Consider the following 22,435-nt stretch of genomic DNA (forward strand, 5'->3'; position numbering starts at 1 on the left):
GGTGTGCTCCTTGGAAGAAGGGGGATCAGGCCGCGGCGCCACGCGCCGCGCTGATGGCGGCCAGTTGCTGCGAGATGGTGGCCAGCGTGGCGGCGATCTGGCTGTCGGTGGCCGAGCTGCCCGCATTGGCGGTGTTGAGGGTGTCGAGCTTGCCGGCGATGGCGCTCAATGTGCTGCTCATCGTGGTCGAGTTCGACAGCGTCGAGAACTGGGCGAGCTGGGTGACCATCTGGCTGTTGTCGACCGGGTTGGTCGGGTCCTGGTTCTGGAGCTGGGCGGTCAGCATCTTGAGGAAGTCGTCGGCGCCCAGGCTGCCCCAGCCGGTTGCGGTCGAAGCGCCCGACCCGGTGGCGTTTGCTGAAGTGGCGCTCGCGGCACCATTGGCTGATGTGCCATTGGCTGACGTGACAGTGGTCATTATTTCATCCTCATCGTGTCGAGCATGAGTTGCTTGGCGGTTTGCAGCGCCTCGACCATGTTCTGGTACTGGCGGCTGGCTTCGGTCATCTCGACCATCTCGGCGCTTTCATCGACCGGGGCGGACCAGACATCGCCGTTGGCATCGGCCATCGGGTGATCGGGATCGTGGGTGCGCACCGCTCCTACGTCGGCGCGGAAGACCCCCTGGACCTTGACCGTGGCAAGGCCGCTCTTGCGGTCGAGCTCTTCGGCGAAGACCGGGCGCAGCGGGCGATAGGCCCCCGCGTCGCTGGTGGCGACAGTGCCTGCATTGGCCAGGTTCGAGGCCGCCGCGTTCATCCGCACGAGCTGGGCCGACATCGCCCGCCCGGCAACCCCGAACAGGGTGAGCGGCCCCTTGGGAGAAACGGTGCCCATGGTCAGTCTCCCCGCAGCGCGCGGGTCACTTCGTCGACCTGCCCCTTGATGAATTGCAGCGTGGCCGAATAGCCGACGGCGTTTTCGGCAAAGGCGGTCTGCTCGGTGGCCATCTCGACGGTGTTCCCGTCGAGGCTGGGCATGACCGGCACGCGATAGAGCGTGGCCCCCGCCTCGGCCTGGGCCTGGCTGGCCCCGGCCAGCCGGGCTTTGAGCGCGGCGCCGAAATCGATGTCGCGGGCCTTGTATCCGGGGGTGGCGGCATTGGCGATGTTCGAGGCCAGCAGCCCGAGGCGGCTGGCACGCAGTTCGAGCGCGGCACCATGAATGCCGAACAGCGCGCTGGAGGGTGGGGTATCGCTCATGGGCTTGGCCTTTGCTGTGCGGGACAGAACCCTTGCCGGTCCCGCTGTCGTCCCTCGCTAGGCAAGGGGCGTGCCAATCGCGCAAAATCCGGCCCGGTGTTCCCCGTGCGCCCATTCTGCCCTGCCCATCCGGCAAACCGCTGCCGCCCCGGCAAGGCAGGTCTTCCCGATGATGCCGGTTGAGGGGAAGCGGAGGGGAAGGCGTGGGCATCCCCTGAATTTCCCTCCCTCCGCGCCGTCCTTGGCCCGAGCGGCTCCACCCAAGGGGCCCCATGAAGGACTGGCCATGGACCTATCCCATCTGCTCGACGGCTTCTCGGCCGGGATCGTCGTGGGCGGAACCTTGCTGGGCACCGTGCTGCGGTGCGGCTGGCGCGACAGCGCGACCGCGCTCGTGGCCGTGGGCCATTTGCTGCGCCCCGGTTTCAAGGCCGATGCGATGCGTGCCGAACTGGCCCACGAGGTCACGCTGATCTGTCAGGACGGGGTGATCCGCGCCAATCCCCGGCGCCTGCCCGACCCGGAATTCGAGGCCGCCACCGGCGCGCTGTTGCGCACCCGCTCGCTCGACGGGCTGGTCGAGCAGCACGAGGTCTGGCGCCGCGCCCGCCTGCGCAAGGCGACCGCCGCCGTGCGCACTTTGGCGCAAGGGGCCGATCTGGCCCCGGTGTTCGGGCTGGCGGGCACGCTGGTCGCGCTCAGCCAGCTCAGGGTCGACAGCCTTGCCCACGGCAATTTCATCGGTGCCATCGCGATGTCGGTGCTCACCACGCTCTATGGCCTGTTGCTGGCCCATATCGTGCTGGGCCCGCTGGGCCGCGCGGTCGAGCGGGCCTCGCAGGAAGAGGAGGAAGCCCGCGCCAGCGTGATGGAATGGCTGGCCCGGCAGGTCGGCCCGGCCTGCCCGGACAGACGCCCGGACCGGCGCCCCGACCGACGCCCCGACCGGAGCAACACGGCGCCTTCGCCCTCGACACCGGCGCCCCATGGCGAGGGCTATGCCCTCGCGCCGTTCGAGCCGGGTGAGGGGCTGATCCCTCCCGAGCCCGACGATCCGCCGGAGGAGGAGGGCCGTCTGGCCGGTCAGGAAGCCCCGGCGCCCGGCCCTTCCACCCCCGATCCGCGTGAAGCGGCATGATCACCCGGCCCGGACAGACCGGCTGGCAAACCATTCTGGCCGATCTCTCGCTGATCCTGTTCATGATCACCGCCTCGGCCCTGTCGGTTGCCGAAGGCCCCGATCCGCGCGCCCGAAGCCAGCCTCCCCCGCCCAAACCGGCCCCTCCGGCCAGCATCGCCGCCTCGCTTCAGGCCGAGCCGGTCGGGCTCTGGCGCGATGCGCCCGGCGCCCCCCCGCTGGGGCAGTGGCTGGCCGATCAGGGGCGCGATCCGCGCCTGCGGCTCTCGGTGGTGGTGCGTTATGCCCCGGCGCCCGGTGCGCGCGAGGCCGCGCTCGACCATGCCGCCATGCTGGCACGGATGGCGGGCGCGCGGGCGCAAGGCGCGCGTCTGGTGATCGAGCCGGGCCTTCCGGCCGGGGCCAGCGTGGCGCTGGGCTATGACCGCGAGCAGCCCTGAGCGGCTTGCCCGCGCGCATCTGCCATCATCTGGCACGAACCCTGCTTTCTTCCGGCTATCCGTCAACCAGATATCGAGATCGCCCGATGCCCGTTTCCTGTTTGCGTCCCTTGCGGGGTGCTGCCTGTGCCGCCGCTTGCGCTCTTGCCGCCTTTCTGGCCGGATCGGGCTTTCAGGCCCCCGTGCTGGCGGCGCCCGCCGGTTTTGCCGACCTTGCGATGATCGATCTGGCCGTGGCCCGCTTCACGGGCCGCGCCATCGGCGTGCCGGGGGGCGCGGCCCAGCCGATCGACCGGCGCCTGCGGCTGGCCGCCTGTCATTCACCGCTGCTGGTGGGCTGGCGCAACGCCGGGCTGGATACGCGCTCGCCCGCAAGGGACAGCGTCGTCGTGCGTTGCCCGGATGGCGGGGGCTGGCGTCTCTACGTACCGCTGGCCCAGGCGCCCGCTCTCGCGGAAGGGGCCAGCGCGCCGCTTTCGATCCAGCGCGGCGAGGCTGTCACCATCGCCATCCGGGGCGAAGGTTTCTCGGTGGAACAAGGCGGTGAGGCGCTCGATGCCGGGGCCGCGGGCGCGTGGATCCGCGTGCGCACGGCCCCGCGAGCCGACCCGCTGCGCGCGCGCATCGTGCGCCCCGGCCTGGTCGAGGTTCCCGTCGAATAAACCATGATGATGACGCGAGGCGAAGAGATGCGGCAAAATTCCGCCGCTGCCCCTTAAGAACCCCGGCATGGCACCGTCCTTCCCGGCATCACCCCGAGGAGCTTCGACCATGTCCAACATCGAAATCGGACCGTCGTGGCCGGTGGGCGCGGTCCAGGGCAAGACCACCCCACCTGTCACCACCACCCCACCTGTCACCACCACCACTGCCGCCGCCGCATCGACGGCCCCAGCTTCACCGCCCCCTGCCGTTGCGGCCACCGCTGCCGTTGCCGGGGGCGCTGCCACCGTCACCACCACCGATGCCACCCGTGCGGGTGACGTTCCGGTGGATACCGATCGCGTCGCCCAGATCCGCCGGGCCATCGAGGAAGGATCCTATCCGGTCCTCCCCGCCCGCATCGGCGATGCCATGATTGCCGCAGGCCTGCTGCTGAGGACCCCGCAATGACCGTGACCACCATGACTGCCGATGCCCCGATCCGCTACCCCGCCGACCTGCACCAGGCGCTCGAACAGATGCTCGCCGTTCTGGCGCAGGAGCGGCAGGCCCTCTCGGGCCTCGACATCGACGCGATCATGGGCTGCGCGGTGGGCAAAGCTGCCCTGTGCAGCCGCCTCGAAGCCGTCCCGGCCGAGGCCCTCGACGAGGAATGCCGGGGCATGGTCGATGCCGCGCGCCGCCTCAACGAGGCCAACCGCCGCGTGCGCAACCTGATCGCGGCCAATGTCTCGGCCCGGCTCGATGCCCTGACCGGAGCCCCCGCGATCTATCGGGCCCGCGCCGGCGAGGTCCGTGCCCATCATGCCCGGACTGCCCGCGCGCGCTGAGCGACATCCTCTTTTGTCTCCCGCGCCGTTTTGTGCGCAGCATGAGGGCGGCATTGCAGTGCGCAATGCCGCCCTTTCGCATGTCTGTCGGGCGCGGTTTTCCGCCGTTTTCGTGCAGGGCGCCCGCATTTGGCACGGGCTTTGCAAATTCTCCCTTGCTCCGGGCGTCGCATCTGGCTCGCCCGTTTGAAGACAAGGGAATTGGCGTTGAGCTCAGTGCAAAACCCTGCCGCCCGGAATGCAGCATCGGTTGCCGGTTCCCTGCCGCCGGGTGCCTCGGGCGATGGTGGTGTCCATGGGGCGATTGCCCATGCCGCCGATGAAACCGGGGTCGACTTCGGCTATCTGCTGGCCCAGGCCCGGCTGGAATCGGGGCTCGACCCGCGCGCCCGCGCCCGCACGTCGAGTGCGACGGGGCTCTACCAGTTCACCGGGCAGACCTGGCTGACCACGCTTGCCCGCCATGGCGCCGAGCATGGGCTCGACTGGGCCGGGCAGGCGGTGGGCAATGCCGCCAGCGATCCGGGGCTGCGCACGCAGCTTCTGGCGCTGCGCAACGATCCGCGCCTGTCCGCGCTGATGGCGGGCGAACTGGCCAACGACAACCGCGCCGCGCTCCAGACCGTGCTGGGCCGCGACCCCGACCATGCCGAACTTTACCTCGCGCACTTTCTGGGAGCAGACGGGGCCACGCGCTTCCTGACCGGCCTTGGCGCCAATCCCGATGCCAGCGCCGCCGCGCTGCTGCCCAAGGCGGCGGCGGCCAATCGTCCGATCTTCTACGATTCCACCGGCGCCCCGCGTTCGCTGGCCGGGGTCATGAGCCTCCTGCGCGACCGGCTGGAGGCTGCCGCGACCGGCAGCAGCCTGCCGTCGCTCCATGGCGACTGGGCCCTGGCGAATCTGCCCTATGGCGATCCGTCTGCGCTCGACGGCCCCTGGGCCACGCTGCCTTCGGGCGCGCCCGAACTGGGCGCGGGCAGCGCGAGCTATACCGGCAAGACCTTCACAGGCAGCCCGGTGGCACAGGCCTTTCAGGAAGCCGCCTTCGATGCGGGCGCGGCGCAGCCGACCGCTGCGCAGGGCCGCACCTCGATGGCCGACACCTTGCGCGAGACCTTCGCGCTGGGCGGGGGATCATCGCTGGCGGGCGCGGGCAGCGAGCATGTCCGCCAGGCCTATGGCCGGCTCAAGGCCATGGGGCTGTAAACGGTGATGTTCAGGAAGCTTGCCCCTCTTGGCGGTTCGCCCGGTGCCATGGCCCTGCCCGCCGGCATCCTCACGCTCATCGTGCTGATGATCGTGCCCTTGCCCTCGATGCTGCTCGACATGTTCTTCGTCCTCAACATCGCCCTGTCAGTGGCGATCCTGATGGCGGCGATGAACGCGGAAAAGCCGCTCGACTTCAGCGCGTTTCCTTCTGTCCTGCTGTTTGCCACCCTGCTGCGCCTTGCGCTCAACGTCGCCTCCACGCGCATCGTGCTGGTGCGCGGGCACGAGGGCGGGGCAGCGGCGGGCCATGTGATCGAGGCCTTTGGCGCCTTCCTGATCGGCGGCAATTTCGCGGTCGGGCTGTTCGTGTTCATGATCCTGGTGATCATCAACCTCGTGGTCGTCACCAAGGGCGCGGGCCGCGTTTCGGAAGTCTCGGCCCGCTTCACCCTCGATGCCTTGCCCGGCAAGCAGATGGCCATCGACGCCGATCTTGCCGCTGGCCTGATGACCGCCGACGAAGCCAAGGCCCGCCGCCGCGAAGTGGCGACCGAGGCCGATTTCTATGGCGCGATGGACGGCGCCAGCAAGTTCGTGAAGGGCGATGCGATTGCCGCCCTGCTGATTCTGGGCGTCAACATCATCGCCGGTTTCTGCCTCGGCATGCTGAGCCACGGGCTGACCGCCGGGGACGCAGCCCAGCGCTATGTGACGCTGGCCGTGGGCGACGCGCTCGTTGCGCAAGTGCCCTCGCTGCTGCTCTCGATTGCCGCCGCCGTCATCGTGACCCGCGTGGCCGACACGCGCGATCTGGCCGGGCAGATCGGCCACCAGTTCGCCAATCCGGCCACATGGTTGCCCGTGGCGATCATTCTGGCAGCCATCGGCGTGATCCCGGCCATGCCGCAATCGGTATTCCTGCCTGCGGCGGCGGCGGCGGGCTGGCTGTGGTGGGCCTTGCGCCGCCGTGCGCGCCGTCCGGCCCCGGTGCTGGAGCCCGAAGCTCCACCCAGCGATCCCTCGCGCATTACCCTCGACGAGGTCAGCGACCATACGCTCGTCACCATCGAGCTGGGCTATGGTCTCGTCCACCTCGTCGACGAGCGGCGCGGCTCGCCGCTGGTCACGCGGATCACCGGCGTGCGCAAGCAGTTGAGCCAGTCGTTCGGCTTCGTCGTCCCGGCCTTCCGCGTGCGCGACAGCCTCGAACTGCCTCCCAACGACTATCGCATCCTGCTCGGCGGGGTGCCCTTGGGCGGGGCGATGGTGCGGGCCGACCGCGTGCTGGCAATCGACGCGGGCGAGGCGCGGCCCGACCATGCGCTGGTTGGCGAGGAAACCCGCGACCCCAGCTTCGGCTGCCCGGCGCTGTGGATCGAGGCCGCCTTGCGCGATCAGGCGATTGCCGAGGGCTTCCTGACCGTCGACGCCAGCACGGTCATCGCCACCCACCTCAACCAGCTTCTGGGCGAGCGGCCCCAGCTTCTGCTTGGCCCCGACGAAGTGCGCGCGATCCTCGACGCGGTGCGCGAACGCACGCCCGGCCTTGTCGAGGCGCTTCATCCCCAGCCGCTTTCGCTCGCCGCGATCACCCGCCTGTTCCACGCCCTGCTCGAAGACGGGATCACCATCGCCCATCCGCTGCCGATCCTGTCGGCGCTGGCGCAGGGCGTGCTCCAGACGACCGAGCACGACAAGCTGGTCGATCTCCTGCGTGCCGAGCTGGGCGGGCTGATCGTGGCGCGTGTCTGCGGGCCGACCGAGCGCCTGCCGGTGCTCACCCTCTCGGCCCAGCTCGAAGGGATGATCGTGGGGGGCATGCACGATCCGGTCACCGGGCAGCCGGTGATCGAGCCCGATCTGGCGCGCACCATCGGCGAGCGGGTGGGCGCGATCATGGCCGAACGCGGCATCGGCGCGATTGCCCCCGCGCTGATCGTCCAGCCGCGCGCGCGCCGGGCGCTGGCCGCGCTCATGCGCCAGCGCGCGCCGGGCTGCGTGGTGCTCTCGATTGCCGAACTGCCGCCCACCCAGCCGATCGAGGTCGTCGCCGTGATCGGCGAGGAAGCGCCCCCCGCCCCCCCGCAATTGCCAGCCCCCCCGGCCATGGCGGCATGAATCCTGCCTTTTTCCGCTCCCCCCGCACCCTGTTCCATTTCTGCCGAAACGAGCGTCCATGAAACACGATCACCGAAGCTTTGCCGCCATGCGTGCCTATGGTGACGACACCGCCGAGCGTATCCGCCGGTTCCTGCCGATGGTGCGGCGTCTGGCCTGGCATGTCCACGGCTCGGGCCATTCGGGCGTCGATGTCGACGATCTGGTCCAGGCCGGGCTGGTCGCGCTGACCGAATGCGCGCAAAAGCACAGCGGCCCGACCGAGGATGGCTTTGCCGCCTATGCCAAGCTGCGCGTGCGCGGGGCCATGGTCGATCTGGTGCGCCGCACGATGCCGCTCTCGCGCACCTCGTCCGACCGCCGCCGCACCCTGCGCGAAAAGACCAACCAGTTGACGATGGAACTGGGTCGCATGCCCACCGAGCCCGAACTGGCCCGCGCGCTGGGCCTGACCGATGCCGAACTGGCCGACTTGCGTCTGTCGAGCGAGCCGGTCCGCCTCGAATCCATCGACGATGCCTATGCCGACAGCGACCCGGCCTTCGCCGACGAGCGCCCCGATGCCTTTGCCCAGTTGGCCGACAGCGAAACCCGCCACATGGTCGCCCGCGCCGTGGCGGGCCTGCCCGAGCGGCTGCAACTGGTGATCCAGCTCTATTTCGTCGAGGAACTGAACCTGGCCGAAATCGCGCAAGTCCTCGAAGTCTCGGTCCCCCGCGTCCACCAGCTCAAGGCGCAGGCCCTCGACAAACTGCGCACGGCACTGGGCAGCGGCTTCGAGATCCTCTGAGTGTCTGGTGCCGCCTAGGCCGCGCGGACCTGGGTCATTGCGGCTTCGTAGAGGCTGTTCATCGCCTGCCCGCGATAGCGTGAATATTCGCAGGTTGCGAGCGCGGCGGCGGGGGGGAAGATCACCGGGCTCTTGCGATAGCTGTCGGGCATCAGCGCGAGGGCGGCCTCGTTGGGGGTGGGATAGCGGATCGTGCGGGCGATGTCGGCGCCCGGCGCGGCGCCCAGCACGAAATTGATGAAAGCATGGGCCAGATCGGGGTTTGGGGCATTGCGCGGGATGCACAGCCCGTCGCTGGCGAGGATGCCGCCCTCGCGCGGGACCACGAAATCGAGATCGGGATCGTCGCGCATGACTTGCGCGATGTCGCCGTTGTATTCGATCACCAGATCAACATCGCCACCCAGCAGCATGTCCTGCCCGTTGTCGTCGTGGAAGGCGGCGATATTGGGTTTTTGGCGGATGAGCATGGCCTTGACCTGCTCGATCACCGCCGGGTCGCTGGTATTGGCCGGGTGGCCCAGATACTTGGCGCCGATCTCGAACAGTTCGCTGGCCTCGCCCAGAAGGGCGATGCGGCCCTTGTAGGCATCGGAATCGAGCACCCATTTCCAGCTGTCGGGAATGCCCTTCACCTTCGACTTGCGATAGCCGATGCCGGTGACGATCCAGGTATAGGGCATCGAATAGCGGCGGCCCGGATCGAACGGCGCATCGAGGAAGCGCGGGGCGATATTGCGCCGGTTGGGGATTTTCGTGGGATCGAGCGGGGCCAGCAGATTGGCCGCGACCATGCGCTCGACGAAATCGTTCGAGGGCACGATCACGTCATAGCCCTGGTTGCCGCCGCGCAGCTTGGCGAAGAGTTCATCATTGTTGGCAAACAGGCTGATGTTGACACCCGCGCCCGCCGCTCTGGTGAAATCGGCGACGGTGTGCTCGCCGATATAGGTGTCCCAGGTATAGAGGTTGAGCGCGCGCGAAGGCTTGCTGCGCGAGCAGCCTGCCATGGCACCGGTAAAGCTGAGGCCGATGCCGGCAAGGCCGGCATCGCGCAGGAACATGCGGCGGGAAACGGTCATCGCTTCAAGGTGTGGCGGTGCTTCACGCTTTGAGCAAGAGGTGATCGCGTTCCCATGACGAGATCACTTCGTCGTAGGCGGCCAGTTCGTTGAGCTTGATCTCGTGGAAGGCCTTGATGAATTCGGCGCCGAGAAGGTCGATCACCGGCTGGCATTCGATCATCTGCTTGAGCGCGGCATCGAGGTTGTGGGGGAGGGTACGCGCTTCGTTGTACGCGTTGCGGGTGATCAGCGGGAGCGGCTCGATCCGCTCGCTCAGGCCCAGATAGCCACAGGCCAGCGTGGCGGCGATGGCGATATAGGGATTGGCATCGGCGCCGGGCAGGCGGTTCTCGATCCGGGTGTTGCGCGGCGAGCTGACCGGGATGCGCAAGCCACAACTGCGGTTGTCGAGGCCCCATTGCACGTTGATCGGCGCGCTGTGGGCCGGGCGGATGCGGCGGAACGAGTTCACGTTGGGCGCGAACAGCGGCACGACTTGCGGCAGGTAGCGTTGCAGCCCGCCCACGAACCAGCGAAATTCCTGTGTCAGGCCATCGTCCGTGCCGAACAGGTTGTGGCCCGCCTCGTCCACTGCCGAGATGTGCAGGTGCATCGCGCTGCCCGGCTGGCTTTCCATCGGCTTGGCCATGAAGGTCGCATAGACGCCATGCTTGAGCGCGACCTGCCGGACGATGCGCTTGAAGATCACCACCTGGTCGCACAGCGCGACGGGATCGCCGTGGTTGAAGTTGATTTCGAGCTGGGCGGTGCCGCCCTCGTGGATCATCGTGTCGAGCTGGAGCGAGGCAATTTCCGAATTGTCGTAGATTTCCTCGATGATGTCCTCGTATTCGGTCACCGATTCCAGCCCATAGGGCTGGGGCGAGCTTTCCGCCCGGCCCGAGCGCCCGCGCGGGGGCTGGATCGGCAGGTCGGGGTCTGAATTCATCTCGGTCAGGTAGAATTCCAGCTCGGGCGCGACGACCATCTGCCAGCCCATCGCGGCATATTTTGCCAGAATGCGTTTGAGCACATGGCGCGGTGCGACCGTGAAGGGACTGCCATCGCGGTGAAGCGCATCGGCCACGACAAAGGCGGTGGGGGTGCGAAAGCCGGGCGCCACGCAGATCGAGCTGATGTCGGGCTGGAGCGTCACGTCGGGGTCGCGGTAGAGGAAATCATCCTCGTCGGTATCGGCATAGGCGCCGGTGATCGTGACCGAGAACACCGAGGAGGGCAGGCGCAGGCTCATGTTGCCGACCGAGGCGATGAACTTGTCGGCGGGCCAGACTTTGCCGCGCACGACCCCGTTGATGTCGGGCACGAGGCATTCGACTTCGCTGATGCCCTTGGCGCGGATCCATTCGGCAAAGTCCTGGGTCATCAGATAGGCCTCGTTCTTCTTGGGAAAAGAGTGGCGTGGCGTGATCATGGCCCGGCCTTCGGGCGCGGGCAACTGCCTTGTTGGTCTACCCCAGCAAGACGACCGGCGCGCCCGGTGCCCAACTGAGAAAAACCTGTTCGCCCACCGGCAGGCCGGTCGCCAGGGAGGGCGACAGGCTGCGCACCCCATTGGCCCGCGCCACCTTGAATACCATGCCCCCACCGTTTGGGCCCCCTCCGGTTTCCACGTCGTAGAGAGTCTGGCTGCCCAGATAGGCCGAACGCACGATGGTTCCGGCCACGACATTGGCCTGCGGCAAGGCGGCGGGCCCTTCCGGGCGGCCCTGGGCGATCGGGGTCATGGTGATCTTTTCGGGCCGAATGCCCACCCAGACCGGGGTGTCGGGCGCGCCGGTGACACCGTGGTCGAGGTAGATCGGCGCGGGCACTTGGCGCGCGGTGACCGCGGCGTGATCGGGCTCGTCGATGCTCAGGCGGCCCTCGACCATGTTGATCGTGCCGATGAAGTCGGCCACGAAGCGGTTGGCCGGATATTCATAGAGGTCGGCGGGCGCGGCCACCTGTTGCAGGCGGCCCCGGTTCATCAGCGCGCAGCGGCTGGCCATGGCCAGCGCCTCGTCCTGGTCGTGGGTGACCATCACGAACGTCACGCCGACATCGTGCTGGATCTGGGCGAGTTCGGCACGCATCGCATCGCGCAGCTTGGCGTCGAGCGCGGAGAGCGGCTCGTCGAGCAGGAGCACCTTGGGCCGCTTGACCAGCGCGCGGGCGAGCGCGACGCGCTGGCGCTGCCCGCCCGAAAGCTGGTCGGGCTTGCGGTGGCCGAATTCGTCGAGCTTGACCAGCTTGAGCGCCTCTTCCACCCGCGCCTCGCGCTCGTCGCGGGGCACGCGGTCGATCTTCAGGCCATAGGCGACATTCTGCGCTACGGTCAGATGCGGGAAGACCGCGTAGGACTGGAACACCATGTTGACCGGGCGGCGGTTGGGCGGAACGTGGGTCATGTCGACCCCGTCGATCAGGATGCGCCCCTCGCTGGGCGTTTCGAGCCCGGCGAGCATGCGCAGCAGGGTCGTCTTGCCGCAGCCCGAGGGGCCGAGCAGCGAGAAGAACTCGCCCCGCTCGATATCGAGGCTGACATCGTCGACCGCGATGAACGAGCCGAAGCGCTTGGAGACGGCCTCGAACTGGATGAGCGGCTGGAGTGTCTGGGGCATGGTCATGGTCATGGGCGGGGGCGGGGTTCCTGTGCCGAAATCTAGTGGCTTTGCGTCATGGCGCTGCCTTGCAGCTTCATGCCGATGGCGGTGAGGGCGATGGTGATGAGCATCAGCACGGTGGAGGCCGCGTTGACCTCGGGCGTGACCGAAAAGCGCACCATCGAATAGATCTTCACCGGGAAGGTGACCGTGTTGGGCCCCGAAGTGAAGAAGGTGATCACGAAATCGTCGAGGCTGAGCGTGAAGGCGAGCAGGGCTCCCGAGATCAGCGCCGGGCGGACATGGGGGACGAGCACGTCCCACAGCGCGCGCAGCTCGCTCGCGCCCAGATCGCGCGCGGCTTCTTCCATCTCGCGGTTGAAACTGGCCAGGCGCGCACGCACGACCACCGCCACGAACGGGAAGCTGAACGTGATATGGGCGATCACGATGGCGCCCAGATCGAACGGCCAGACCAGATCGCGCGGCCAGGGCATGATCTGGCCAAAGAACACCAGCATCCCCACGCCCATGCAGATTTCCGGCACGACGATCGGCAGGGTGACCGCCCCGTCGAACAGGCCCTTGCCCGGAAAGCGGAACCGCCAGAGCGCAATGGCGGTGAGCGCGCCGAGCACGACCGAGACGATCATCGAGAGAAAGGCGATGGTCAGCGAATTGGTGAAGGCCGCGATCAGTGCGTCGTCGTTGGCCAGCGTGCCATACCAGTCGAGCGTGAAGCCCTCCCAGCGGATCGTGCGGCGGCTGTCGTTGAAGCTGAAGGCGACGAGGCTGGCGAGCGGGACGTAGAGGAACAGGATCACCGCGCCCACCCAGAGCCGCAAGGGCCAGCGGCGGGCATAGTCGAGCGGGCCGATGGGGTTCTTGCCGGACATCAGGCTTCTCCCGCCGTGCGTGCACCAGACTGGCGCCGCTCGTAAAGCGCGCGCAGGCCCATGGCCAGCAGTGTCAGATACATCAGCATGAACGAGAGCGCCGCGCCGAACGGCCAGTCGTTCGCGCGCTTGAACTGGCGTTCGATCACGCTGGCGATCATCTGGCTGTCGGGCCCGCCGAGCAGGTCGGGCGTGAGGTAGGAGCCGAGCGCGGGAATGAAGGTGAGCATGATCGCCGAGAGAATGCCCGGTTTGGCAATCGGGATCACCACCTTGAGCATCGTGGTGATGTGCCCTGCGCCCAGATCGAGGCTGGCCTCGATCAGCGAGCGGTCCATCCGGTCGAGCGTCGAATAGAGCGGCAGCACGATAAACGGCAGGTGGACATAGACGAGACCGACGATCACCGCGAAATTGGTGTGCAGCATCTCGAACGGGCCCAGCCCGACAAGGCCGAAGACGTCGTTGATATAGCCCTCGGTGCGCATGACCGCCATCAGCGCATAGGTGCGCACCAGCAGGTTGGTCCAGAACGGCAGCATGATCCCCAGCAACAGCAGGATCTTGCCCCGATCCGAGGCAAAGGTCATCGCCAGCGCATAGGGAAAGCCCACCAGCAGGCACACCGCAGTCGTCAGCCCGGCAAAGACCAGCGACTTGCCAAAGATCATCAGGTAGACCGGATCGAACACCCGCGCATAGTTGGCCAGCGTGCCCGTCACGGCCACTTCGGTCAGCCCGAGCGTGCGGCCAAAGCTGTAGGCCCAGATCACGCTGAGCGGGACCACGAAGAACAGCACGATCCACAGGGCCGGTGCAGCGATCACCGCGAGGAACGAGCCCTTGCTCCTGTCCCAGGTGCTCATCATCTTCAGGCGGCTCCTGTGTCTGCGTGCGTGCGGGTTCGCGCCCGCTCCATCGCACCGTGGAGGTGGGCGAAGAACCAGGCCGAGGCGGGGTTGCTGTCGGCGTCCCATTCCGGGTGCCACTGCACCGCGAAGACTTCGGCCCCTACGACGTCGGCGGAAAAGGCCTCGATCTGGCCGTCGGGCGCGCGCGCCTCGATGGTCAGGCTCCGGCCCGGCCCGACAATGCCCAGTGCATCGACGCCCTGATAGTGGACGGTGTTGACGGTCATCTCCTGCGTGCCGAGCGCGCGGGCCATGATGCCATCGGGGCTGAGCGCGACCGGGTGGCAGGCCGCGAACATGGTTTCGAGGCTGACCCCGTCGGGCGCATGGTGGGAAACCGGTCCATCGGTTGCGAGCACGCGCAAGGTGCCGCCAAAGGCGACGTTGAGTTCCTGAAACCCCCGGCAGATGCCGAAGACCGGCTTGCCCGCGCGCAGCATGGCCTCTGCCAGCGCGAGCGTGGTGGTATCGCGCGCCGGGTCGAACGGGCCATCGGCAAGCCTGCCTGCGGACGGCGTGCCATAGCGCCATGGTTCGACATTCGAAGGGCTTCCGGTGAGCAGCAGTCCGTCGAGCCGACCGGCCATGGCGGTCCAGTCGGTCAGGCCGGGCAGCGCGGGGACCAGCACGACATCGCAATCGCCATGCCGGGCCGGCGCGCGCAGATAGCGGTCGATCACCCCGTGGACAGGCTCGGCCCCATCATTCTCGCGCAGGCAGCACGAAACGCCCAGCAAAAGGCGCGAAGGCGCCCCGCTCATGCCGGAAAAATCCCGGTGGTGGAAATGGTCACGGATTTCATGTCGGCATATTTGTAGAGCGCGTGAAGGCTGCGGTCACGGCCAAAGCCCGATTGCCGGAAGCCGCCAAAGGGCATCGTGATGTCGCAGGCGTCCCAGCCGTTGACCCAGACCATGCCTGCGCGCAGCCGCCGGGCAAAGGCCTGCGCCACGTCGATCGAGCCGGTCCACAGGCCCGAGGCCAGGCCATAATCGGTGTCGTTGGCGAGCGCGAGCGCTTCCTGCGGGGTGTCGAACGGGATCACCGCGAGAACCGGGCCGAACACTTCCTCGCGGGCGAGGCTGGCCCGGTTGTCGACCGCGTCGAACACCGTGGGATCAAGGAAGAAGCCGCCGCTTTCCACGCGCGCGCGGCTGCCGCCAAGGCGCAGGGCCGCGCCCTCCTGCTGCGCCCGCGCGATTTTTACCAGCACGCCGTCGAGTTGTTTCTCGCTGATCACCGCGCCCAGTTTCGTTGCCGGATCGAGCGGATCGCCCGGCACGATGGTCCGCGCCACGGCCAGCACTTTCTCGACGAATTCGCCATGGATCGAACGCTCGACCAGCAGGCGCGAACCCGCCGTGCAGACCTGCCCCTGGTTGTAGAAGATGCCCCAGGCCACGGCCTGTGCCGCGCGGTCGAGGTCGGGATAGTCGGCAAAGACGATGTGCGGGCTCTTGCCGCCCAGTTCGAGGCTGACCCGCTTGAGGTTGCTGTCGGCGGCATAATGCATGAGCTGGCGACCGACCGGGCCCGAACCGGTGAACGCGATCATGTCGACATCCTGATGCAGCGCCAGCGCCGCCCCGGCGTCCGGCCCGGTGCCGGTCACCACGTTGAGCACGCCTTCGGGCAGGCCCGCTTCGAGTGCGAGTTCACCCAGCCGCAGCGCGGTGAGCGAGGACAGTTCGGAAGGCTTGACCACCATCGAATTGCCCATCGCGATGGCCGGGGCGATCTTCCACATGGCCATCAGCAGCGGGAAATTCCACGGCACGATGGCCCCGATCACGCCGAGCGGATCGTGGACCGCATAGGACAGCTTGTCCGGCCCGCTCGGGCCGACTTCGCCGTAAATCTTGTCGATGCTCTCGGCATAGAAACGCAAGGTATCGAGCGCGAGGGGCACGTCGACCCCGCGCGTGTCGCTGATCGGCTTGCCAGTATCGAGCGTTTCGAGGACGGCGAATTCCTCGGCGGCACTTTCGAGCGCGTCGGCCAGCGCCAGCATGGTCTTCTTGCGCTGCGCGGGCTTCATGTCGCGCCATTGCCCGCCCTCGAACCGGGCGCGGGCGGCGGCCACGGCGCGGTCGATGTCGGCGGTGCTGCCGGCGGGCAGGGTGTTGAGCATGCGGCCCGTGCCCGGATCCAGGTTGTCGAGGCTTTCCCCGCTGGCAGCGGGCGCACGCTCGGCGCCGATCACGCTGAGCGAGGGAAGGCGTGAAGGAATCTGGGCGGGCAGGCTGGGGCTCGTCATCGTGGGGCGCGGTCCGGTCTGAAAATGTGTGATCACTATGTGGGATCAATTGCGCGCTTGCAAGCCGTCTGCGCGGCCTGGTGATGGTCGGGCACGGTTTTTGTGTGGGACAAGGCCCGCGCAGGGCTTCGGCGCAAGGGCGGACCGGCGGGGCTTGCGCGGTTTTTTCATTGCGTGGCTCGGGTCTTGCGGCGGGGCCGTGCGCGGGGCTTTCCTCCTCCGGGAGAATGGGGCATGGGGTGGTGAAAGGGGTAGGTCCGGTTAGAGGCTGGACAGCCGCTGGACGATGCAATATGTGATCACACTATGAATTCTGCCATCGCTCCCGCCTCTCCCTCGCTTGCTGACGCCTCGTTTGCCGACTGGCTCGACGCGCACCCTGAAGTAACCCGCGTCGAGGCCTTTCTCGTCGACGTGAACGGGGCGCCGCGCGGCAAATGGATGGTGCGCGACAAGGCGCTGGGGCTGGCGGCCAAGGGGCTGCCGATGCCGCTCTCGATCTTCGCGCTCGATGCCTGGGGCTGTGATGTGCCCGAGGCCGGGCTGGCCTTCGGCACGGGTGACCCGGACGGGCTGTGCTGGCCGGTGGCCGGGCGCTGGAGCAAGGCGCCCTGGCTGGGCGAGGACAGCGCGCAGGTCTTCCTCGAAATGGTCGGGCGCGATGAAGGGCCTGATGGCACGCCCGCGCAGGCCGACCCGCGCGGGGTGCTCAAGGCCGTTCTGGCACGCTATGCCGCGCGCGGGCTGACCCCGGTGGTGGCGACCGAACTGGAATTCTATCTCTACCGCCTCGATCAGGGCCTGCCCGTGCCGCCCGATGGCAACATGGCGCGCAACGACACGCTTTCGACCAGCGCGCTCACCGCCCATGTCGCGCTGTTCGACCAGATCATGGAGGTGGCCCACGCCATGGGCATCCCGGCAGACGCCGTGGTGAGCGAGGCGGGGCCGGGCCAGTATGAACTGAACCTGCTCCACCGTGCCGACGCACTGGCGGCGGCGGACGATACCGTGCTGATGAAGCGGATCGTGCGCGCGCTGGCCGCCGCGCAGGGTCTGGGCGCGACGTTCATGGCCAAGCCCTATGGCGACTGTTCGGGCAGCGGCATGCACATCCATGCCAGCCTTCAGGATGCTTCGGGCGCCAATGTGCTGGCCCGGCCCGAGGGTGGCCCGTCCGACGCGCTGTTCCATGCCGTGGCCGGGCTGCTGGCTGCCATGCCCGAGACGATGCTGGCCTTTGCGCCCAATTACAATTCGTTCCGCCGGTTCCGTCCCGATGCCCATGCGCCGACATCGGCAGGCTGGGGGATCGATGACCGGTCGGCGGCGATCCGGGTGATTGCCGGGGACGCCAAGGCGACGCGGATCGAGCATCGCATTTCCGGGGCCGACGTGAACCCCTACATCGCCATGGCCGCGATGCTGGGCGCGATGATGCAGGGGATCGAGGAAGGCGCGATGCCGCCCCCCGCGCAAGATCCGATGCAGCCGGGCGCCGGGGCCCCGCTGCCGGTCGAATGGGGCGCGGCGATGGCTGCCTTTGCTGCCTCGGAGCGCGCGGCGGAAATGTTCGGCGCGCGATTCTGCGCGATCTATCTGGCCTGCAAGCAGCAGGACCGCGCGATGTTCCTGCGCCAGATCGACCGCTTCGAATACGATACGTATCTGGGGTTGCTGTAATGGCGCCTGCTCCGGCCCGCGCCTATGCCGGAATGCCGACATGGTATGCGGCGAGCGCCGCTCCGGCCCCGGCGCGCCCGGTTCTCGAAGGCGCGCACAAGGCCAGCGTCTGCGTGGTCGGGGCGGGGTTCACCGGGATGTCGGTGGCGCTCGAACTGGCGGGCAAGGGCTATGATGTCGTCGTCGTCGAGGGCGAGCGCGTGGGCTGGGGCGCCTCGGGGCGCAATGGCGGGCAACTGATCAACGGCTACAGCCGGGGGCTCGACGTGCTGGAAGCGCGCCACGGCCCGCAAGTCGCGCGCGATCTGGGCAAAGTCGCGCTCGAAGGGGCCGCGATCATCCGCGAGCGGGTGGCGCGCCATGGCATTGCCTGCGATCTGGTCGATGGCGGGCTGGGCGTGGCGCTCACCGCGCGGCAGATGCGCGGGCTGGAGCATGAGGCGAGCGTCTGGGCCGATCATGGCCATGGGGCGATCACCGTGCTCGACCGCGCGGGCTTGCGCGATCATGTCCGCTCCGACCGCTATGTCGGGGGCATTCTCGATCCCTTGCGCGGCCATTTCCATCCGCTCAACTTCCTGCTGGGCGAGGCTGCGGCCTTCGAGGCGATGGGTGGACGCCTGTTCGAGCATTCGCCGGTCGAGCGCATCGACGAGAGCAGCGACCATCCGCGCGTGGTCACCGCGCGGGGCGAGGTTTCCGCCGATTTTCTGGTCATTTGCGGCAATGCCTATCTGGGCGACGCGCTGCCGCGCCTGTCGTCGCGGATCATGCCGGTATCGAGCCAGATCGTGACGACGCCGCCCTTGGGCGATCTTGCGGAAAAGCTTCTGCCCAGCAATGTCTGTGTCGAGGACGCCAACTACATCCTCGACTATTTCCGCCGCACGGCGGACGGGCGCCTGCTCTATGGCGGGGGCATCGTCTATGGCGGGCAGGATCCGGTGAGCGTGGACGCCAAGATCCGCCCGGGCCTGCGCAAGACTTTCCCCGAACTGGCCGACGTGCCGTTCGATTTCGCCTGGAGCGGGACGTTCGCGATGACCTTGAGCCGCATGCCCGAAGTGGGGCGGCTCAATCCGCGCGTGTTCTTCTCGCATGGCGACAGCGGGCACGGGGTTACCACCACGCAATTGCTCGGGCGCCTGCTGGCCGAGGCGGTGGCCGGGCAGCACGAACGCTTCGATGTGTTTGCAAGGCTGCCCCACCTGCCGTTTCCGGGCGGGCAGGCGCTGCGCGCGCCGCTCAGCACGCTGGGTTCGCTATGGTACACGCTGCGTGACCGGCTGGGCATCTGAAGCGGAAAGGCGGGCGGCATTTTCGCCTGATTTTCCCTTTCGGATGACGATGGCCTGCCGCGATGATGCTCTTTCGCAAAAGCCGGTCCGGCGGCTGGATTCGTGGCCGGATTCGCGCTTGAATCATTGGACCTTGCGGGGGGTATCGTGCACACTCGTGTTGCACTGCGGCATCGCGGGGGCGGCTGTTCGGGGCGGCTCCTTGCGGTGTGGCGGTGTATCGTCGGTTACCCTGTGAATCCCGAGGGGGCCGGTCTTTTTCGATCTTTTGCCTGAGGACGATCGCAAATGCGTCGCATTAATTGGATTGTTTCTGCCCTTGCCGGTCTGGCTGCGAGTGTGACGGCGCCCGCCCATGCCCAGAACGCCGGGGCCGGTGCCGCCATGTTCAAGCAGCAGTGCCAGATGTGCCATGTGAACACGGCGGGCGCCAAGGGCTTTGCCGCGCCCAACCTGTTCGGTGTCGTGGGCCGCAAGGCCGCCAGCACCCCGTTCGCCTATTCCGCCGCGCTCAAGGCTTCGGGCAAGACCTGGGACGCCAGGACGCTCGATACGTTCCTGACCGCGCCGGGCAAGCTCGTGCCGGGCACGCGCATGGCCGTGGCGATCCCCGATCCCAAGAAGCGCGCCGACATGATCGCCTACCTCAAGACCCTGCACTGACAGGACGCCGCACAATGACCGCCCCGCTTCCCGCCGCTTCGCTCCCTTCCGTCACCCTGACGGTTGATGGCACACCCCGCACGCTTGCCGCCGATCAGGACATGCCCCTGCTCTGGGCCTTGCGCGATCTTGCGGGGGTGACGGGGGTAAAGTTCGGGTGCGGGGCGGGCCTGTGCGGGGCGTGCAGCGTGCTGGTCGAGGGCGAACGCCTGTTCGCCTGCCAGACCCCGGTCTCCGCCGTGGCGGGCAAGGCCGTGACCACGATCGAGGGCCTCACCGGCCAGCCGCTGGGCAAGGCCCTGGCTGCGGCCTGGGAGGAACTCGACGTGGTGCAGTGCGGCTATTGCCAGCCCGGCCAGATCGTGGCGGCGGCGGCCCTGCTCAAGGCCAATCCGGCCCCTGACGATGCCGCCATCGACGAAGGCATGAGCGGCAACTTGTGCCGCTGTGGCACCTACACCCGCATCCGCGCCGCGATCCATCGCGCGGCGCAACTGGCCAAGGCTTGAGGGGGCAGGCATGGAACAGGGACTCAAGGCTCCGTCTGCGTCGCGACGCGGGTTTCTGGCCGGATCGGCAGCTCTGGCCAGTGGGCTGGCTGGCGCTTTGGTGGTGCCGCTGGGGGCGGCTTGCGCGGCAGGGCCCGCGCCGCTTTCCATCACCGGTTTTCTCGCGGTGCTGCCCGATGGCGCCGTTTCGCTGGCCCTGCCCAAGACCGAGATGGGGCAGGGCATCCTGACCGCGATCACGATGATCGTGGCCGAGGAACTGGGCGTTGCGCCCACGGCGGTTCACGTTGCGATTCCCGAGGCCGACCCGGCCCGTTTCGCGCCCATCGACACCGGTACGGGCGGCTCGACCTCGATCCGCGAGTTGTGGAAGCCCTTGCGGCAGGCTGGGGCCAATGCCCGCGCCGCGCTGATCGGGGCGGCGGCCCGCACATGGAAGGTCGCGCCCGCCGGGCTCGTGCTGGATGATGGCGCGGTGGTCGATCCCGCGCGGGGGGGCCGTCGTCTGGCCTATGGCGCATTGCTGGCGCAGGCCATGGCCGCGCCGCTGCCGACCGATGCGGTGCCGCTCGCCCCGGCGGACTGGAAGATCATCGGCAAGGACACCCCCCGGCTCGATTCGGCGGCCAAAGTGCGCGGCAAGGCCGCCTTTGGTATCGACGTGCAAGTGCCGGGGATGAAGATCGCCACGCTGGCCCAGTCGCCGGTGTTCGGGGGCAGGCTGGCCCGCCACGATGCGGCGGCGGCAAAGGCCGTGGCCGGTGTCGTCGACGTGATCGCGCTGCCCGATTGCCTGTTCGTGACCGCGAGCAACCTGTGGTCGGCGAAACAGGGCCTTGCCGCCGCAGCGCCCGTCTGGGACGAGGGTGCCAATGCCACGGTCGGGCAGGCGCAGGTGATCGCCGCGATCGAGCAGGCCGTGCGGGCGCCGGGCGTGACGGCCAAGGCGCAGGGCGATCTGGCCGCCGCGCGCGCGGGTGCCGCGCGCGTGGTCGAGGCGACCTATCACCAGCCCTTCCTTGCCCATGCGACGATGGAGCCGGGCAGTTGCACCGCCCATGTGACGGCGCAGGGCGCGCAAGTCTGGGCCGGAAGCCAGGTGCCGACCGACGCCCGCGCGGCGGCGGCCCGCGTGCTGGGGCTGGCGCCTGAAAAAGTGCGGTTCCACAATTTCCTGATGGGCGGTGGCTTTGGCCGCAGGCTCGAAACCGACATGGTCGAGCGCACCGTGCAACTGGCGGCCAAAGTGGCCTATCCGGTCAAGCTGGTGTGGACGCGCGAGGAAGACATCCAGCACGACGTGGTGCGCCCGGCCTATGTCGACCGGATCGCGGCCGGGCTCGACAAGACGGGGGCGCCGGTCTCGTGGGAGCACCGGATTGCGGGTTCCTCGATCATGGCGCGGCTGATGGGCGACAAGTTTGGCGGCGTGGATGACGACGCGGTCGATGGGGCGATTGCGCCGCTCTATCCGGCCAGCGCCCGGCTGGTCACGTTTCGTCAGGTCGAAAGCTGCATGCCGACCGGCTGGTGGCGCGGGGTGGGTGGCCTTCGCAATACGTTCGTGATCGAGAGCTTTGCCGACGAGCTGGCCCATGCCGCCGGGCAGGACCCGCTGGCATGGCGGCTGGCCCAGATCACCGATCCGCGCGCGCGGGCCGTCCTGCAAAAGGCCGCCGCGCAGGCGGGCTGGGGCAAGGCCATGCCGCAGGGGGAAGGACTGGGGCTGGCCGTCCTTCACATCTGGGACACCTGCCTTGCCGCCGTGGCCCATGTGAAAGTGGGCGCGGACAAGCAGATTTCCGTGCCGCAGGTAACCGTTGCGGTCGATTGCGGGGTGCCGGTCAATCCGCTCGGGGTGCGGGCGCAGGTCGAGGGCGGGGTGACATTCGCGCTGTCCGCCGCGCTTTATGGCGGGGTGACCCTGGATAAGGGGCGGATCGAGCAGTCGAATTTCCACGACGTGCGCGCCCTGCGCATGAACGAGGCGCCGCGCGTGGCGGTTCATGTGATGCCCACCGACAATGCGCCGGGCGGCATGGGCGAACCGCCCGCCGCGATCATTGGCCCGGCGGTGGCCAATGCACTGTTTGCCGCGACGGGCAAGCGCGTGCGCTCGATTCCGCTTCAGGCGGGGTTCGAGGCGGCCTGAAAGGGC

General features: G+C 68.2%; 23 protein-coding genes. 13 read left to right on the plus strand and 10 right to left on the minus strand.

The window, feature by feature from the left end; all coding sequences use genetic code 11:
* Positions 1-25: 25 nt before the first annotated feature.
* From SBI20_RS13030 to flgB, 3 genes are read right to left on the minus strand one after another with little or no spacing between them, the layout of a single operon-like run.
* Positions 26-418, minus strand: coding sequence for a flagellar hook capping FlgD N-terminal domain-containing protein (locus SBI20_RS13030; RefSeq protein ID WP_317975425.1), 393 nt, complete (start codon positions 416-418; stop codon positions 26-28).
* Positions 418-837 (minus strand): flagellar basal body rod protein FlgC, encoded by a 420-nt coding sequence (gene flgC / locus SBI20_RS13035; RefSeq protein WP_317975426.1) that lies wholly within the window; start codon positions 835-837, stop codon positions 418-420. The genes SBI20_RS13030 and flgC overlap by 1 nt, the downstream gene beginning before the upstream one ends.
* 2 nt (positions 838-839) lie before the next feature.
* Positions 840-1,202 (minus strand): flagellar basal body rod protein FlgB, encoded by a 363-nt coding sequence (flgB, locus tag SBI20_RS13040; RefSeq protein ID WP_317975427.1) that lies wholly within the window; start codon positions 1,200-1,202, stop codon positions 840-842.
* A gap of 286 nt (positions 1,203-1,488) precedes the next feature.
* On the opposite strand from flgB, the gene SBI20_RS13045 reads away from it, so the two are divergent.
* The 8 genes from SBI20_RS13045 to SBI20_RS13080 all read left to right on the plus strand — a co-directional run bounded on the left by SBI20_RS13045 (position 1,489) and on the right by SBI20_RS13080 (position 8,393).
* Positions 1,489-2,340, plus strand: coding sequence for a MotA/TolQ/ExbB proton channel family protein (locus SBI20_RS13045; protein ID WP_317975428.1), 852 nt, complete (start codon positions 1,489-1,491; stop codon positions 2,338-2,340).
* Positions 2,337-2,780, plus strand: a complete 444-nt coding sequence (locus SBI20_RS13050; protein ID WP_317975429.1) for a hypothetical protein — start codon at positions 2,337-2,339, stop codon at positions 2,778-2,780. The genes SBI20_RS13045 and SBI20_RS13050 overlap by 4 nt, the downstream gene beginning before the upstream one ends.
* Before the next feature lie 86 nt (positions 2,781-2,866).
* Entirely contained in the window at positions 2,867-3,442 is a 576-nt protein-coding gene (locus SBI20_RS13055) for a flagella basal body P-ring formation protein FlgA (RefSeq protein ID WP_317975430.1), read from the plus strand.
* 109 nt (positions 3,443-3,551) lie between these two features.
* Complete coding sequence (flgM, locus tag SBI20_RS13060) at positions 3,552-3,893, plus strand: flagellar biosynthesis anti-sigma factor FlgM (protein WP_317975431.1); 342 nt, start codon at positions 3,552-3,554, stop codon at positions 3,891-3,893.
* Positions 3,890-4,273: a flagellar protein FlgN gene (locus SBI20_RS13065; protein ID WP_317975432.1), complete on the plus strand. Its 384-nt coding sequence runs from the start codon at positions 3,890-3,892 to the stop codon at positions 4,271-4,273. The genes flgM and SBI20_RS13065 overlap by 4 nt, the downstream gene beginning before the upstream one ends.
* A 216-nt stretch (positions 4,274-4,489) precedes the next feature.
* A complete protein-coding gene (locus SBI20_RS13070) occupies positions 4,490-5,482 on the plus strand; it encodes a lytic transglycosylase domain-containing protein (RefSeq protein ID WP_317976138.1) in 993 nt (330 codons plus the stop codon).
* A 6-nt stretch (positions 5,483-5,488) separates the two neighbouring features.
* The gene (locus SBI20_RS13075) at positions 5,489-7,603 is read left to right on the plus strand and encodes a flagellar biosynthesis protein FlhA (protein WP_317975433.1); all 2,115 of its coding nucleotides are present in this window, start codon (positions 5,489-5,491) and stop codon (positions 7,601-7,603) included.
* Positions 7,604-7,661: 58 nt separating this feature from the next.
* Positions 7,662-8,393, plus strand: coding sequence for a sigma-70 family RNA polymerase sigma factor (locus SBI20_RS13080; protein WP_317975434.1), 732 nt, complete (start codon positions 7,662-7,664; stop codon positions 8,391-8,393).
* Between the two features lie 14 nt (positions 8,394-8,407).
* On the opposite strand, the gene SBI20_RS13085 is transcribed toward SBI20_RS13080, so the two are convergent.
* From SBI20_RS13085 to SBI20_RS13115, 7 genes are read right to left on the minus strand one after another with little or no spacing between them, the layout of a single operon-like run.
* Positions 8,408-9,475, minus strand: coding sequence for a polyamine ABC transporter substrate-binding protein (locus SBI20_RS13085; protein WP_317975435.1), 1,068 nt, complete (start codon positions 9,473-9,475; stop codon positions 8,408-8,410).
* Between the two features lie 22 nt (positions 9,476-9,497).
* A complete protein-coding gene (locus SBI20_RS13090) occupies positions 9,498-10,889 on the minus strand; it encodes a glutamine synthetase family protein (protein WP_317975436.1) in 1,392 nt (463 codons plus the stop codon).
* 37 nt (positions 10,890-10,926) lie between these two features.
* A complete protein-coding gene (locus tag SBI20_RS13095; protein WP_317975437.1) occupies positions 10,927-12,078 on the minus strand; it encodes an ABC transporter ATP-binding protein in 1,152 nt (383 codons plus the stop codon).
* A gap of 41 nt (positions 12,079-12,119) precedes the next feature.
* Positions 12,120-12,956, minus strand: a complete 837-nt coding sequence (locus tag SBI20_RS13100; protein WP_317975438.1) for an ABC transporter permease — start codon at positions 12,954-12,956, stop codon at positions 12,120-12,122.
* Positions 12,956-13,825 (minus strand): ABC transporter permease, encoded by an 870-nt coding sequence (locus SBI20_RS13105; RefSeq protein ID WP_317975439.1) that lies wholly within the window; start codon positions 13,823-13,825, stop codon positions 12,956-12,958. The genes SBI20_RS13100 and SBI20_RS13105 overlap by 1 nt, the downstream gene beginning before the upstream one ends.
* A 2-nt stretch (positions 13,826-13,827) precedes the next feature.
* Positions 13,828-14,628, minus strand: coding sequence for a gamma-glutamyl-gamma-aminobutyrate hydrolase family protein (locus SBI20_RS13110; RefSeq protein WP_317975440.1), 801 nt, complete (start codon positions 14,626-14,628; stop codon positions 13,828-13,830).
* The gene (locus tag SBI20_RS13115) at positions 14,625-16,124 is read right to left on the minus strand and encodes an aldehyde dehydrogenase (RefSeq protein WP_317975441.1); all 1,500 of its coding nucleotides are present in this window, start codon (positions 16,122-16,124) and stop codon (positions 14,625-14,627) included. The genes SBI20_RS13110 and SBI20_RS13115 overlap by 4 nt, the downstream gene beginning before the upstream one ends.
* A gap of 306 nt (positions 16,125-16,430) precedes the next feature.
* Here SBI20_RS13115 and SBI20_RS13120 point away from each other — a divergent pair, with 306 nt between their 5' ends.
* The 5 genes from SBI20_RS13120 to SBI20_RS13140 all read left to right on the plus strand — a co-directional run bounded on the left by SBI20_RS13120 (position 16,431) and on the right by SBI20_RS13140 (position 22,429).
* Entirely contained in the window at positions 16,431-17,807 is a 1,377-nt protein-coding gene (locus SBI20_RS13120) for a glutamine synthetase family protein (protein WP_317975442.1), read from the plus strand.
* On the plus strand, positions 17,807-19,105 hold the full coding sequence (locus tag SBI20_RS13125; RefSeq protein WP_317975443.1) for an NAD(P)/FAD-dependent oxidoreductase: 1,299 nt from the start codon (positions 17,807-17,809) through the stop codon (positions 19,103-19,105). Before SBI20_RS13120 ends, SBI20_RS13125 begins: the two co-directional genes overlap by 1 nt.
* Before the next feature lie 288 nt (positions 19,106-19,393).
* A complete protein-coding gene (locus SBI20_RS13130) occupies positions 19,394-19,768 on the plus strand; it encodes a c-type cytochrome (protein ID WP_317975444.1) in 375 nt (124 codons plus the stop codon).
* Positions 19,769-19,782: 14 nt separating this feature from the next.
* Complete coding sequence (locus tag SBI20_RS13135; RefSeq protein WP_317975445.1) at positions 19,783-20,277, plus strand: (2Fe-2S)-binding protein; 495 nt, start codon at positions 19,783-19,785, stop codon at positions 20,275-20,277.
* Between the two features lie 10 nt (positions 20,278-20,287).
* Positions 20,288-22,429, plus strand: coding sequence for a xanthine dehydrogenase family protein molybdopterin-binding subunit (locus SBI20_RS13140; protein ID WP_317975446.1), 2,142 nt, complete (start codon positions 20,288-20,290; stop codon positions 22,427-22,429).
* The last annotated feature ends 6 nt before the right edge of the window (positions 22,430-22,435 follow it).

It is taken from the genome of Novosphingobium sp. IK01 (assembly GCF_033242265.1).
Taxonomy (GTDB): Bacteria; Pseudomonadota; Alphaproteobacteria; order Sphingomonadales; family Sphingomonadaceae; genus Novosphingobium; species Novosphingobium pituita.

Coding starts and splice junctions, on each gene's coding strand:
- SBI20_RS13135 (WP_317975445.1), top strand. CDS start 19,783: ATGACCGCCCCGCTTCCCGCCGCTTCGCTCCCTTCCGTCACCCTGACG.
- SBI20_RS13110 (WP_317975440.1), bottom strand. CDS start 14,628: ATGAGCGGGGCGCCTTCGCGCCTTTTGCTGGGCGTTTCGTGCTGCCTG.
- SBI20_RS13130 (WP_317975444.1), top strand. CDS start 19,394: ATGCGTCGCATTAATTGGATTGTTTCTGCCCTTGCCGGTCTGGCTGCG.
- SBI20_RS13080 (WP_317975434.1), top strand. CDS start 7,662: ATGAAACACGATCACCGAAGCTTTGCCGCCATGCGTGCCTATGGTGAC.
- SBI20_RS13125 (WP_317975443.1), top strand. CDS start 17,807: ATGGCGCCTGCTCCGGCCCGCGCCTATGCCGGAATGCCGACATGGTAT.
- SBI20_RS13075 (WP_317975433.1), top strand. CDS start 5,489: ATGTTCAGGAAGCTTGCCCCTCTTGGCGGTTCGCCCGGTGCCATGGCC.
- flgB (WP_317975427.1), bottom strand. CDS start 1,202: ATGAGCGATACCCCACCCTCCAGCGCGCTGTTCGGCATTCATGGTGCC.
- SBI20_RS13030 (WP_317975425.1), bottom strand. CDS start 418: ATGACCACTGTCACGTCAGCCAATGGCACATCAGCCAATGGTGCCGCG.
- flgC (WP_317975426.1), bottom strand. CDS start 837: ATGGGCACCGTTTCTCCCAAGGGGCCGCTCACCCTGTTCGGGGTTGCC.
- SBI20_RS13120 (WP_317975442.1), top strand. CDS start 16,431: ATGAATTCTGCCATCGCTCCCGCCTCTCCCTCGCTTGCTGACGCCTCG.
- SBI20_RS13105 (WP_317975439.1), bottom strand. CDS start 13,825: ATGATGAGCACCTGGGACAGGAGCAAGGGCTCGTTCCTCGCGGTGATC.
- SBI20_RS13095 (WP_317975437.1), bottom strand. CDS start 12,078: ATGCCCCAGACACTCCAGCCGCTCATCCAGTTCGAGGCCGTCTCCAAG.
- SBI20_RS13045 (WP_317975428.1), top strand. CDS start 1,489: ATGGACCTATCCCATCTGCTCGACGGCTTCTCGGCCGGGATCGTCGTG.
- flgM (WP_317975431.1), top strand. CDS start 3,552: ATGTCCAACATCGAAATCGGACCGTCGTGGCCGGTGGGCGCGGTCCAG.
- SBI20_RS13065 (WP_317975432.1), top strand. CDS start 3,890: ATGACCGTGACCACCATGACTGCCGATGCCCCGATCCGCTACCCCGCC.
- SBI20_RS13115 (WP_317975441.1), bottom strand. CDS start 16,124: ATGACGAGCCCCAGCCTGCCCGCCCAGATTCCTTCACGCCTTCCCTCG.
- SBI20_RS13055 (WP_317975430.1), top strand. CDS start 2,867: ATGCCCGTTTCCTGTTTGCGTCCCTTGCGGGGTGCTGCCTGTGCCGCC.
- SBI20_RS13050 (WP_317975429.1), top strand. CDS start 2,337: ATGATCACCCGGCCCGGACAGACCGGCTGGCAAACCATTCTGGCCGAT.
- SBI20_RS13090 (WP_317975436.1), bottom strand. CDS start 10,889: ATGATCACGCCACGCCACTCTTTTCCCAAGAAGAACGAGGCCTATCTG.
- SBI20_RS13140 (WP_317975446.1), top strand. CDS start 20,288: ATGGAACAGGGACTCAAGGCTCCGTCTGCGTCGCGACGCGGGTTTCTG.
- SBI20_RS13085 (WP_317975435.1), bottom strand. CDS start 9,475: ATGACCGTTTCCCGCCGCATGTTCCTGCGCGATGCCGGCCTTGCCGGC.
- SBI20_RS13100 (WP_317975438.1), bottom strand. CDS start 12,956: ATGTCCGGCAAGAACCCCATCGGCCCGCTCGACTATGCCCGCCGCTGG.